General features: G+C 51.3%; 10 protein-coding genes. 2 read left to right on the forward strand and 8 right to left on the reverse strand.

What is annotated here, in order from left to right; translation table 11 throughout:
• Positions 1-232: 232 nt before the first annotated feature.
• Positions 233-1,408 (reverse strand): MalY/PatB family protein, encoded by a 1,176-nt coding sequence (locus GS636_RS21400; RefSeq protein ID WP_171672551.1) that lies wholly within the window; start codon positions 1,406-1,408, stop codon positions 233-235.
• The gene (locus GS636_RS21405; RefSeq protein ID WP_171672554.1) at positions 1,401-2,411 is read right to left on the reverse strand and encodes a succinylglutamate desuccinylase/aspartoacylase family protein; all 1,011 of its coding nucleotides are present in this window, start codon (positions 2,409-2,411) and stop codon (positions 1,401-1,403) included. The genes GS636_RS21400 and GS636_RS21405 overlap by 8 nt, the downstream gene beginning before the upstream one ends.
• 329 nt (positions 2,412-2,740) lie before the next feature.
• Between GS636_RS21405 and cls the strand changes: the two genes are divergently transcribed.
• Positions 2,741-4,150 (forward strand): cardiolipin synthase, encoded by a 1,410-nt coding sequence (gene cls / locus GS636_RS21410; protein ID WP_171672556.1) that lies wholly within the window; start codon positions 2,741-2,743, stop codon positions 4,148-4,150.
• 610 nt (positions 4,151-4,760) lie between these two features.
• On the opposite strand, the gene GS636_RS21415 is transcribed toward cls, so the two are convergent.
• The 6 genes from GS636_RS21415 to GS636_RS21440 form a co-directional block, all read right to left on the reverse strand.
• Positions 4,761-4,997 (reverse strand): hypothetical protein, encoded by a 237-nt coding sequence (locus GS636_RS21415; protein ID WP_170494659.1) that lies wholly within the window; start codon positions 4,995-4,997, stop codon positions 4,761-4,763.
• A gap of 343 nt (positions 4,998-5,340) precedes the next feature.
• Positions 5,341-6,525, reverse strand: a complete 1,185-nt coding sequence (locus GS636_RS21420) for an AI-2E family transporter (RefSeq protein ID WP_171672558.1) — start codon at positions 6,523-6,525, stop codon at positions 5,341-5,343.
• A gap of 293 nt (positions 6,526-6,818) precedes the next feature.
• Positions 6,819-7,952 carry a mechanosensitive ion channel family protein gene (locus GS636_RS21425; protein WP_171672561.1) on the reverse strand — a complete coding sequence of 378 codons (1,134 nt, stop codon included), beginning with the start codon at positions 7,950-7,952 and terminating at the stop codon, positions 6,819-6,821.
• A gap of 47 nt (positions 7,953-7,999) precedes the next feature.
• A complete protein-coding gene (locus GS636_RS21430; protein ID WP_171672564.1) occupies positions 8,000-8,857 on the reverse strand; it encodes a DUF1269 domain-containing protein in 858 nt (285 codons plus the stop codon).
• Between the two features lie 36 nt (positions 8,858-8,893).
• On the reverse strand, positions 8,894-9,706 hold the full coding sequence (locus GS636_RS21435; protein ID WP_216602993.1) for a hypothetical protein: 813 nt from the start codon (positions 9,704-9,706) through the stop codon (positions 8,894-8,896).
• A gap of 118 nt (positions 9,707-9,824) precedes the next feature.
• The gene (locus tag GS636_RS21440) at positions 9,825-11,360 is read right to left on the reverse strand and encodes an arylsulfatase (protein ID WP_171672566.1); all 1,536 of its coding nucleotides are present in this window, start codon (positions 11,358-11,360) and stop codon (positions 9,825-9,827) included.
• A gap of 162 nt (positions 11,361-11,522) precedes the next feature.
• Here GS636_RS21440 and GS636_RS21445 point away from each other — a divergent pair, with 162 nt between their 5' ends.
• A complete protein-coding gene (locus GS636_RS21445; RefSeq protein ID WP_171672568.1) occupies positions 11,523-12,515 on the forward strand; it encodes a helix-turn-helix domain-containing protein in 993 nt (330 codons plus the stop codon).
• The last annotated feature ends 194 nt before the right edge of the window (positions 12,516-12,709 follow it).

A 12,709-nucleotide genomic window follows, 5' to 3' on the forward strand; every position in this document is an offset into this window, starting at 1 on the left:
TCAGGCGGGTTGCCTGACGCTCTGGATGCATTGGGTTGGGAAGACCGGACTTCCTATAGGGTTCCTCAGAAATAGGGCAAACGGATCGTTTTAGGCTCTGGACCTATAAACAGGTAACAGCGTCAACGGCTGCTTTGACCCAGAGCAGACACTTGCAGAAAACACGGCTATGACCGGGTCGCGGACAAACCGGACATTCACTTCATAAGCTGCAGAAGCTTTTATGGAAGGGCTAGGCGGCTGCTACAGCGCGTTTAAGTTGATTAAGCGCGGTTCTTAGCCTCGATCTCGGACATGCAATGTTCAGCCTGCCGAAACGCGAGCTTAAGTGTCCGAAGGACTCCCCTCGTGTGATCGACCAGCCGGCTTGGTTTCTCAGGAATGTGTCAAGTTCTTCTGGGGCAAGCCCCAGGCCTTCGAAATCGAGCCATAAAAGGAAAGTCCCATCTGGTTCGATCAGGTCCACGCCTTGTATGTCTTTCAGACATTTTCGGGTGAGATCTACGTTGGCCCACAGATAATCCAGCATCGACTCCAGCCATGGTTCACCGGAGGTATAGGCGGCCTCCATCGCCACGGATGCGAAGGCATTGTTCTTATTGACTGTTAGTCGGCTATTATGCGCCTGCAGGGTGTTGCGACGACCGTCATCCGGCACCACTGAAAAGGAAGAACAGCAAGACGCGATATTGAAACTCTTGGCTGGCGACAGACAAGTAATGGAGTTGGCGCCTGCCCTTTGCGAGATGCTCGCAAATGGCGTGAATTCGTGGCCCGGAAAGGTGATGTCGCAGTGAATTTCGTCGGACACAACGAACACATCATGTTTAAAGCAGATGTCGTCGACCTGCCGAAGTTCCTCTCTGGTCCAGACCCGCCCCACCGGGTTGTGCGGATTACACAAGAACAGCATACGATTAACGGGTTGCGAGGCGAGGTGCTCCAGCCCAGCGAAATCCATGCTGTATCGGCCCTGCTGAAACACTAAGGTGTTTTCTGCCACGCAACGTTCATTTTCGGTGATGATGTCTGCAAAATCGAAGAACACTGGTGGCTGTATTATGATTCCGTCACCCGGCGCGGTGAAGCAATTGACCGCCATGGCGAGTGTGTTGAGTACATTTGGAGCGTGCAGAATATGATGTGGCTCGATTTTCCATTTGTGGCGACGCTCCATCCAGCCAATCAAAGCCGGGACCAACCTGTCCGGTACGGCTTCGTAGCCGAAAAGACCGTGTTTCAGACGCCTTTCGATAGCAGCCGTGATACAGGGAGCGACACGGAAATCCATGTCGGCGACACCAGCGGCAAAAAGATCCGCACCATCGGACCCCAGAACTGTTTGATGAAACTTGAGGGCTGGAACCTCGCGCCTGTCGATAACCTCATCAAAATCAAAGTCAGGCATCTCGGCCTGTGTCCTGTGCTATTTGATAAAGTGCATCGCCTCGGTTTGTCCGTGCCATTGCACGCATCGCCAATACCACACCGCCAAAGGCGGATTGCACATGATCTGGTGCGCGGCCCGGTGTGTCTGGATGGTGAAGTTGTGCCACGGTTTCACCCTCTGAAACGGGGTCTCCGATACCTTTCAGCGGCTCGAACAAGCCTTCATCATAGGAGTAGATCACGCCCACAGCATTCAGCAGGCGAGTCCCTCTTGAGGCGTCTGGCACATAATCTGGCAGCATTCCCAAAACGTTCAAAATGCGGCGTAACCCACGTCGCGTATAAGACAAAATCCCGGGCGTCACTGCGTTGCGGCCGCCTAGCTCGGCCATAACGTTGATCACCCCCTTGCGATTGGCAGCTCCCATCGCAGTTCGGGCCGTGCTATTTTGTCCCCCACCTCCGGTAAACACCCACGCATAGGGCAAATCAAAGGCTTCTGTGAGTATCTGCAAGCCAGCCTCTTCCTGAGGGGTATGTCCAGGCCCGCGCAAAAGCGTGGCGGGATAATGCAGTGACGACCCACCTGAGTGAAGATCTACGGCATAATCGGCAAGCGGAAGAATGACCTCTTCATGGTAATGGGCGATCATTTCGGAGGGTGATCCCACAGGATTGCCGGGATAGAGGCGGTTTAGATTACCGGAATCCAAAGGTGATATGCGTCGACCGTGCTTGGCTGCTGGCAAATTGACCATGGGCAACAGGATAAGACGACCGCGAATGTGTTCCGGTGATAATTCTGTAGCGAGTTCTGCTACGGCGACTTGCCCTTCGTACTCGTCGCCATGAACGCCGGCCGACAAAACCAATGTCGGTCCCTCTCCATTTCGGATGACTGTGATTGGCACTGGAAGCCACCCGTAAGCCGAATTGTCGACCGAGTGGGGCACGCGAAGATACCCGCTGTGCTTTCCTTCAGCGGCGAAATCAACATCAGAGGAAATCAACGTTTTAGACATTCCTTCTCCTGTCTGCACTGTCACGTTTTTGTCGTTTCAAATCCAGTTAGAAAATTGGTGAAGGCTTGTTTGAAGTGTAGGATCGACCAAGACTGCTAAACCGATTGACAGGTCCGTTTTGTGCTCTGAGCAGTCGGTCAGCCAGGATTTTCCCAACGACAGCTTCCGAAATCCGAACGGCGGCTTAACTGCCCCGCAACGCTCAACAAAAGTTCGTCTGACAAGACCAGACGGAGGGCCTAAAAGTTGCTACGAATGGGAAACTCACATAGCTTTGGCGCGAGGGTAACTCAGTCAGGCTTTCACCTGTCTATGGAAAGGGCGATGAAATGCTCGGCACGGTTTTGATTATTGCACTCATCGCGTTAGAGGTCATTGCGATTGTTTTCGCGTGGCGCGCTATCCAGACGGCGCGTACTCCTCAAGGCGCGATCGGTTGGGCAATCTTTCTTGTAACAGCACCTTACCTTGGTGTGCCGCTTTATCTGTTTCTTGGACACCACAAATATCGTGGCTATGAAATAAGTCGTGCCTCAAGCGAACAGGTTCTTGAAGGTGTGGCGACCTATCGTGAACAACATAAGCCCAAGTCCAAGCCTAAGAACGACACAACACTGTTCGAAAAGATCGGGGAACTACCTGGTGTAGACGGGAATGGTTTTGAGCTATTGATTGACGGCGACGAGACGTTCTCGGCGATTTTCAATGCGATTGATGAAGCAAAGTCGTACGTGCTTGTGCAATCATATATCGTCAATGATGATGGTGTTGGGCGGGCCCTTTGCGATCACATGATCAAAGCCGCCGAACGAGGAGTGTCGGTCCGCTTTATGGTCGATGCCGTTGGAAGCAAGAAACTTCCTCCCACATATTTTCAGCGTTTAATGTCAGCGGGGGTAGAGTACGTAGATCCGAAGTCAACGAGAGGGCCGAAGTACCGTTTTCAGCTCAATTTCCGCAATCATCGCAAAACAGTAGTTGTCGATGGTCATGTGGGATTCACGGGCGGTTTGAATTTCGGAGACGAGTATAAAGGGCTCGATCCGCGTTTCGGTGCTTGGCGCGACACGCACATTCGGTTGACCGGTCCCGTGGTTTCGCAGCTTCAGCTGATATTTACCGAAGACTGGCACTGGGCAACAAACGAGATACTGATCGACGAACTTAATTGGGACGCCGATCGAGATGCGGCTGACATGACCTCACTTTTGGTGGCAACTGGTCCGGGTGATGATTTAGAAACAGGAGCCATATTTTTCATTTCGTGCATCGCGGAAGCGAAGAAGCGAGTATGGATCGCATCACCATACTTTGTGCCGGATATCGACATCCTGACTGCGCTTAAACTTGCTGCGCTGCGCGGTCTTGATGTGCGATTGCTAGTCCCAGAGGTCATTGATCACACTGTTCCTTGGCTGGCAGCCTTCGCATACTTTGACGAGATCCGCGACGTAGGTGTCAAAGTGATGCGCTATAATGAGGGATTTATGCATCAAAAGGTCGTGCTGGTGGACGATACGCTTGCGGCTGTCGGAACCATGAACATGGATAACCGGTCGTTCCGACTAAACTTTGAAGCCATGGCGGTTTACTTTGATGATAGTGCTGCATCACAACTAGAAGCGATGTTTGAAGCTGATTTCGAACGTTCCTTCGAACTTTCGAAAAGGCTGTCGCAGCAACCAAAACGTATCAGAATTGGTGCCCCCTTGTCCCGACTAGTTTCGCCTTTGTTGTGATTGGTAGTTTGCACCTTCTTGTAGAGAGAATTCACCAGCGTTGAAAAAAGCGGGCCAAACAGAGTCTATTCCACAGCGTCAAACGGATAGGACTCAATACGCCGCACATTTTCTGCCAGATGCTTTGCCTCACTTAGCCATTCGGACAATTCCGCCTTGATATCGTCCATTGAGAGATCGTGAAATTCAATGCCAGGTTCCGGTTCTCGTTCAGCGCTCATTCGAGGCGCGACAAGCACCGGAACTACAGCAAGATCCAGGCTCAAACAGCAAGGATTCCGACGCCCAGCGCTTTCCCGTAGTTATCGCTCAGTCAGAAGAACAGGCAATGTTCCCCCCTCCAAAAAAAATAGGCCAATCATTGCAACAAGCATAGCAAAACCACTAAGCAAGATTGATAGCGTGCCACCGCAAGACGACGGCGCGTGATCTGATCGCCTATCCCTTGCGGTTAAGAAATGAACAATCGGCGAAATGGCAATTTTGCAAGGGCACTACGCGTTTGAGACTTTCTCGCTCGGAACACCTCAATTAAAATGACGTGGCCACACCATACGTTTGAGGTTTTCAAAACTTTTCGCGTTTAGTGATCCTCGCTTGTTTCCGCAGACTAAACTGCTTTCTTCATACGTTCGTAAGCAGCCTTCATCTTCAGGCCTAGCTCGCGGGCCGCTTCTCCGACTTCCTCTTCGGACTTTTCGAACTGAGACTTACTCAAGAACGAGTCCCAGTCACGCATTAGGCTTTCCCATTCATCCTCTGCTTCTTTCGCACCAAGATGTAGATGCAAACGAAGCTCGTCGCGTGTTTGCTTGAGATCATCCATCCATTTCGCAATATCAGCCATTTCAATCTCTCCTATCGCTGCGGGCCAGAACTTATTTTACGATGTAAGTACTAGTTTAACTTTAAAATTCTGTATACTCCCGCAACGCTACAGTTTTGCTAATTTGGGATTGGGATTGAGATTCGAACCAAAAGCCAAACGCTTGACTGCGATATCCTCCAAACACTTTGCATGCATGGTTAAACCACTGTTTGCTGATCCATTACTCGCAGTCATCGCTGCAGCCACGTTCAATCGATTACAATGGCGAATAATGGTGGCTCAAAAAAACTAACGACCTGGCCGCCGTTATGACAGTTGCAGAGAACTTCATCGATATAGTCGCGCCCCTGCTAAGCGCAGACTATTTATCTCCATTGTCGAAGTCTGCGCGCAGTTGCTCAATTTCCTCTTCAAACTCTCGGCGTTTTTTGGATTGGCCTATGTGCGACAACATCGATTGCTTACTCTTGTTTGAAGCGACAGTCTGCTCTTCCAGCAATTGACCATCCGCTGACAGAACTACTGCGATCCACCGTGTTGCGGGGATTTCTGCACAAAACACCATAACGATTACCGTCATCGGTATTGCGAGAAACGCTCCGATTCCGCCCCAGACAGTGGCCCAGAAAGTTAGAGCGACCATTACCATGAACGTGCTGAGGTTCAGAGAGCGGCCTTGCATTTTCGGCTGTATGACATTGGCGATGAACTGATCCGCAAGGCCATAGCCAATCAACACGATCAAAAACGGCCTCATAGTATCGAATTGGATCAGAGCAACGAGAGAGGGCAGCGTAATTGCGATGAACGCCCCAATGTTTGGAATGAAGCCGGCTACAAACACGGTCAGTGCGAGTAATGGTGCAAAGTCTAAGCCAACCCACGAAAAAATGGCGAATGCAACAACGCCGCTCATGGCACTCGTTACTGCATTCACCCACATATACTGCTTCACGCCATTGGAAATTCTCGAAAGCACTTTCTTGGCGCGATGTGCCTCTTCCTCCCCAGAAACCAAAAGTGGCAACTTAGTAGCCCAAGCTAGTCGTTCAGCAGTCAAGAAGATCAAATAAAGCGTTATAAGGCCAAGCATTGAAAGTGCTCCGCCCACTCCGCTCATTGCTGCAGTAAACCAACGCCCTACATCGGCTTGCTCCATGGCTTGTTGGATTGCGATCACGATCTTGGGTCCGAGAAAACCTTCCAGTTGTTCCGACAAAATTGAGAAGCGCTCCCGGTATCTTGGCAACGCGCCTTGAACATCATCCGCAGATGAAGCGGCAACAAGACCCAGAAGAACGACCGCTCCGATTATCAAAACCGTGCTCAGAAGTTGAGCCAACCAGCCGGGTGGCGACCAGCCAATCAAACTGGTGTGCTGAATCTTATCAACAAGCGCAGAGGTGAGAATATAAAGAAGACCTGTTACCGCAAGAGGAATGAGAAACCCGCGCCCGAACCACAGGGCGCAAATCACAAGAGCGATAGTGACCATCGTGAGGAACCAAATCGGCACTTTTGTTTTGTCTTCGCGAGTTGGGTCCAAACAATTGAGTCCTATTGGTAAACTTGTCTCAAATTGAACACGTTATGCATACAAAATACAACATCGCTTAATCGGCTGGGGCACTTCACGCAGTTTGGGCGCCACTGTCCGACCGGTCTGGCAACTCCGACGTCCAGACGCCAACAAATTCAGACGCGGATGAAACGATTGAAATAAGCACCCGTGCATTTTTGGAGGATGAGGTAGCGAAAGAACTAGATGAACCAAAGAGCGCAGAGACGAACGTATTCAGCAAAATAAAAATGGCGCGTTAGCGACCTGTTCGTTTGGCTTTAGTTTTTTCCTGCGTGCTCTGCCATATGTATCGTTTGGGTGGGATAGGCTAGCGCGGTACCTGCCCTTGCGACAGTCTCTAAAACTTCTAGGGAAAGTTGTTCACTTGTTTCCAGATAGTCCAAATAAGTCCCAGACTTCGTCCAGGCATAGAACTGAATGTCGATGGAACTGTTGCTAATACCCGATACATTAACGTACTTGGGAGCATCATCATCGAGTGAGAAGGCCCCACTGTTCTTCAAGAACTCACTCAAATCACGTCTAACTTTTTCAATTTGGTCACGGGACGACGAAAGAACAAGTGGAATTGAAATCAGGATACGCCTGTGCTGCATTCTTGAGTAATTTTTAACAACAGAATTTGACAGATCAGCATTCGGAACATGGCGGGGCACTTGGTCGAAGCCAACCACGAGTGTGGAACGCAGATCGATCTTTTTGACCGTCCCCAGAAACTTGCCATCAACTTCTATGGCGTCTCCGGTGACAAATCGAGCCTCGCTTTGGTTGGTCATTCCCGCGATCAAATTCCGTACTAAGTCCTGTGCAGCGATCGCAAGCCCTGCGCCCAAAACACCGACGCCAGTAAGAGCACCGCTGATATCGACATTCCAGACTTTCAAAATGGCAGTAAGTCCAAAGATAAAAATAGCGAAGCGAGTAACTCTAGTGGTCCAATCAGCTTCAAGTGTTACATCCTGAAACTCACCCGTTTTTAAGATTGAAACAAAGTTACCCGCTAGTTCATACCAAGTTGCAAACACAGCCACTATGGCAGCGGTCGCTAGACCACTCCTAAAGAGGCCACCTGTAAACTCGGGAAGTTCCAGAGCTTCAGAGACAAGGAAAATCGATAGGGTTACAAGAAGTACCTGAGTAGCCGAAACGAGGCGTTCACGCGTCGCTTCACCAATCTCGGAAGATAAGTTTGACAGCAATGCGTTGAGCGCTGAAACTACGCCCCTAGCTAGCGCCCGACGAAAAACCAAAACCGCCGCGCAAAACACCATCGCTGCGAGTGCCGCGGGTTGATCTACTGAGCTCCACCATCGCGACAGAGCATCACCGTACGAGGAAAGTGGGTCTCGAAAACTGTTTGCTTCCATAAATTCGATTTGTAACTCCAGCAAACGGATGTGTCGAACCCGCTTTAGAATTAAGCGGGTTCGTTGGCCCGTTAGCCAAGTGCCTCGCCTGCCAGCTTAGCTGCTTTGCTCAAAAGAGCTTTTCTGTGAGAGTACTCCTCCTGTATCTCTGCTTTTCTCTTTTGGAACCGAGCTTTCGTTTTTTCCGTCGCCGAGGCGATTTGTTGGTCAATTGCATCCAACCTAGCATCGAACTCCGCGTCGATCTCGTCTAGCCGAGCGTCAATTCGGTCGTTCGTTTCTTTGACCTTTGATTTGGTCTTGTCGATACTTTCCTGGATATCTGCCGCCATTTCTTCAGCGGCTTCGTCCAGCTCGTCCTCCATTGAAGTCAGCTCTTTGTCCAACGCAACCATTTCCGCTTCTATTTGTTCGTCAACGGCGTCAGTCCGAAGCTTTCTGAATATGGTTCCACCATTTTCCTTCATTTTCACATCGAGTGGAGCTGTCCAGACTTCGTCTACAGAAGCGACTATGCAATATTTTCCTGGCAGGAGTTCGACGGCAACATTATCCAGCATCGCAACATCAACGCCAGAAACCCAAAGATCTCGATATGCACCAAAAACACCGCCCGTCATTGAGCCCAAAGCCATGCCGCCGGCCGCAGCCTGAGCAGCTGCCGCTGAACCCGCGACTGCGGCTCCAGATGCCACCGCCGCCGGCCCAGCCAAGACACCTACCATTGCACCAAGCATAAGGCCGAAAGCAGTTCCAATTGGCCCTTCATCAGCTGATTTTTTGACCTCGACATTGCCCTCATTATCTTTCGCAATGATACCGGCCGCATAGACAGCAAGTTCGCCATCGCGATGCAGGTCACGCATCGCATCTGCACCTTTGTACGCGGCCTCTTCAGTATCAAAGACTACAGCAATAAACTTCTCCATCAGGCTCTCCCTTTTTCCTGTTTATTTGGAAACGACTCATTCTTGAAACTGCATATTAACAGCGAAATACACTTGCGTTTTTGGAAGTCCTGCGCCGCGATCGGCGACGGACCACTGTGGTTCTACAAAAAGATTGAAAACAGTTTTGTTGCGTTTAAAGACTTTGCCAATTCGAACGCCCAGTGGAACCGAGTACGCGTCATTCTGAAAGTTGTAAGTCCAAATTGGCGCTCCCCCAGTATACCAACCTTGACCAAGCTGGTAGAACGCAAACGGTTGAAACGCTCCAAGACTCACGCGTGGTTTGCCGTCTGTATCGCCGAAGCCGCCGCGCCAAGTTAACAAGTACCCATATTGGAACTTTGGTGACTTGGCATTGAAGTATACATTTGCCAAGCCCAGCTGCCATTGATCCGAACCAAGAAGATCACTTGTGGCGGTAGGAGCAACCAACTGTGGGCCAATTGCGAAACTGACCGCCGGATCTCCAGTGTTGATCTGATACGCTGCAAAAACATCAAAATCACCCAGCCCGCTTTCGGTTGATCCATTGGCGCCAAACGGAAAGCTGTTGTAAGGAAGGGAGGCTCTGATCAGCCATTGCGAGTTTCCTACGGAGACTGGCTTCGCATACCGCAAGACGAACTGATTTCCGCTTTCGCCGCTCGGCCCGGTAAACTCGTCTATGTAGTAGTTCTGCAGATTAAACGCAGTGATGTTAGCCAAGGGGTTATTCGCCTGAGCGGCAGCTTCTGTATCACTTTGTGCTAGGGCAGCTACGTTGTCTGACAGCAACCAGAAAAATCCTAGTACAGCAACCAAATAGCTTCGGTTCAAATTGAGTGGCATGCGACTTCCTAAATTGATTCCGAGGCCGATGAGACGCGACGTTGTTGGTATTACTAAACTTGTTGACCAAGGCGGTTTGAACCGCCCCAGCCCTTTGCTCTCGGAACACCGACTGAGCCTATCGCGTTCCGGCCATGGCCCTGATGGTCTCCATTACATCTCCCAACGTCCAGCTCTCCGGCGTCTGGCGTGGTGGGAATTCCTCAAAGGTCGCAAGCTTCTGACCGATGAATGCCATAGCTGGTTGCATCACAAACATCCGTTCGACCGTCCAGCGACCAAGACCCTGAGCAACGTCCATGTCTAACTCAAACGGGTTCGAGCGGAGGTTGAAAATCTTCGGGAAACGCAGTTCTACCAGAGGATAGCGCCAGACATTGAGGCCTTGTGCCAACTGCTCGGCAAAGACAATCTTCCAATCATTGTAGCGCAGATTCATCAGATCGCCGCTGTCCGAGAAGTAGAAGAACTCTTTACGCGGTCCTCCATCGGCTTCACCCTTGAAACGCTTGTAGAAACTGTAGCCGTCCAAATAGACTGGGGTATTGTCCTCGCCAAAGAACGCCTCTTTCTGCAACCGCTCCTTCAAGTCGGCGTCACCCAGAGCCTCTGCGATAGTAGGGAACCAGTCATTGTGAGCTATGATGTCGTTTGAGATCGACCCGGGCTCGATGACACCCGGCCACCTGACCATCAACGGTACGCGAAAACCACCTTCCCAGTTCGAATTCTTCTCACCGCGGAACGGCGCAGTGCCGCCGTCGGGCCAACCGAATTTTTCCACCCCATTGTCTGTGGTGTAAATCACGATGGTGTTGTCTGCGACACCCAACTCGTCAAGCTTGTCGAGCAGGATACCTACATGGCCGTCATGTTCGACCATACCGTCGGGATAGAGACCTAGGCCGGTGACGCCGTCACTTTCCGGTTTCAAATGTGTCCAGACATGCATGCGCGAAGTGTTAAACCACGTGAAGAACGGCTTGTCTTGCTCGACCGCACGCTCGATGAAATCGATGGCGCCGGCGAGGAACTCTTCATCCACCGTTTCCATACGCTTACGGGTGAGCGGGCCGGTATCCTGGATCTCGCCGTCTGCCGAGGCGCGTAGAACACCGCGTGGTCCAAACTGTTCGCGGAAAGCCGGATCCTGCGGGTAATCGGGGTTCTCAGGCTCTTCTTCTGCGTTCAAGTGATATAAGTTGCCAAAGAACTCGTCAAAACCATGGTTAGTAGGTATGTGTTCGTCCCGGTCGCCGAAGTGGTTCTTACCGAACTGGCCGGTCATGTAGCCCTTGGATTTCACGTACTCAGCGATAGTCGGATCCTCTGCACGCATACCTAGCTCAGCACCAGGAAGGCCTACTTTGGTGAGACCGGTCCTCACTGGGAGCTGACCAGTGATGAAGGCGGCGCGCCCGGCCGTGCAGGATTGTTCACCATAGGCGTCGGTAAACGCCATTCCTTCGTTGGCGATCCGATCAATGTTGGGTGTTCGATAACCCATCATGCCCATGTTGTATGTCGAGATGTTCCAGTACCCGATATCGTCGCCCATGATCACTAGTATGTTGGGCTTCTCTTGTGCGTGCATGGGGACAGAGGTGCTAACCAGTGCCGCGCCTGCTACCGCCAGACTTTTAAGTAACCTCATACTTATCCCTTCCCCTTTTTGCTTGGCGACAATTCTTTCATCCTGACAGATCAGGCCTCGATATCAAATTTATGAATGTATCCGAAAACTGCAGTTGCAGGTGCAGGTGTGCGATCAAAACAAATTCTTGATCGTTTTGCGCGTGCTCTTATGCTGAAATCAATGTCCGCTATTAATATGCCGCTTTATCTGTCCGTGTGCTCGCGTGATTTCGAGGAGTTGCGTGAGAACCTCGCTGGCTGGGATCACGAATACGAACTGATGAAGCCGGGTGGCTTTTCGGGCTACATGAAGGTCGCCGATTTCTTGGGGACACAAGTGAGTCTAGTGCGATGGGGAAACGCGATCCGCTATCGCGGCACGACACAAGAGCGCAGCTTTGCGTTCGGTTTTCCCATTTCGCAATCTTACCCGGGCGAATGGATGGGCCTTAGAAGTACAATCAACGACATTATTGTGCAGCGCCCTGGCCGTGCTGCCGAGTTTTATGCACCCAGCCTCTGGGAAGCGCTGGTTGTGAGGATTCCAGAGCGGAAATTTCTAAGGTTGCATGCGGTATTGTCAGGCTCAGAAGCCGAGATTTCTGCCATGCCGCATGGCACGGTTTCGTTGCGGCCTTCTGATGCCACGCTATTGCGTCAACTGGCCCGCGGATATTTCAGAACTCTCACTTCGCAAGTCCGGGCCATTACGTCAGTGGCTGTCCAACGCAGCCTATTGTGTGATCTGACCGAACAGCTTGAGCGCGAATTGGTGCTGTCGCTGATAAAAGCCCGTAATCTGGAATTACCGGTGCCAAACCTTGCTAGTCCCGACGCTTTAGTCAGGAAGGCCGAAGAGCTGGTGCGCGGAGCACAACAACGCCGTATCGGTATAGCTGAACTCTGCGCCTATCTCGATGTCAGCGAGCGCGCGTTGCACTATGCCTTTACCGAGACGCGCGGAACTCCGCCGGCCGCATGGCTGCGGCGGATGAGGCTGAACCAAACCTACAGGCTCTTGCGTAAGAACGACCCAGCGCGCGGACTGGTGAAGAAGGTCGCGCTTGAGAACGGTTTTATGCATTTCGGACGTTTTGCGGAGCAGTACAAACGCCATTTCGGCGAACGACCCAGCGAAACCCTGCATCGAAGTGTCGGTCCGTATCGCAAATAATCGGTGAGGGCTGTTCCGCGCCAATGGGTCTAAGTCGGAAATCGACCGGATTTTCAGTAAGCAGACATTCGCTGCAACCCACTTGACAGACCACTTGGCGGACAAAGCCTAGGAGACAAAAAGGCGTGACCCCTCTGAACGCTTCGCATAACGGCTTTCGATGCACGCAGCGCTTTTCGTTTACTGAAATCTCC

Source organism: Ruegeria sp. HKCCD4884, assembly GCF_013110855.1.
Classification (GTDB): Bacteria; Pseudomonadota; Alphaproteobacteria; order Rhodobacterales; family Rhodobacteraceae; genus Ruegeria.

What these genes read in the sequence shown, in the direction of transcription:
- GS636_RS21445 (WP_171672568.1), top strand. Translation starts at nt 11,523, where the DNA reads ATGTCCGCTATTAATATGCCGCTTTATCTGTCCGTGTGCTCGCGTGAT.
- GS636_RS21430 (WP_171672564.1), bottom strand. Translation starts at nt 8,857, where the DNA reads ATGGAGAAGTTTATTGCTGTAGTCTTTGATACTGAAGAGGCCGCGTAC.
- GS636_RS21405 (WP_171672554.1), bottom strand. Translation starts at nt 2,411, where the DNA reads ATGTCTAAAACGTTGATTTCCTCTGATGTTGATTTCGCCGCTGAAGGA.
- GS636_RS21440 (WP_171672566.1), bottom strand. Translation starts at nt 11,360, where the DNA reads ATGAGGTTACTTAAAAGTCTGGCGGTAGCAGGCGCGGCACTGGTTAGC.
- GS636_RS21415 (WP_170494659.1), bottom strand. Translation starts at nt 4,997, where the DNA reads ATGGCTGATATTGCGAAATGGATGGATGATCTCAAGCAAACACGCGAC.
- GS636_RS21435 (WP_216602993.1), bottom strand. Translation starts at nt 9,706, where the DNA reads ATGCCACTCAATTTGAACCGAAGCTATTTGGTTGCTGTACTAGGATTT.
- cls (WP_171672556.1), top strand. Translation starts at nt 2,741, where the DNA reads ATGCTCGGCACGGTTTTGATTATTGCACTCATCGCGTTAGAGGTCATT.
- GS636_RS21400 (WP_171672551.1), bottom strand. Translation starts at nt 1,408, where the DNA reads ATGCCTGACTTTGATTTTGATGAGGTTATCGACAGGCGCGAGGTTCCA.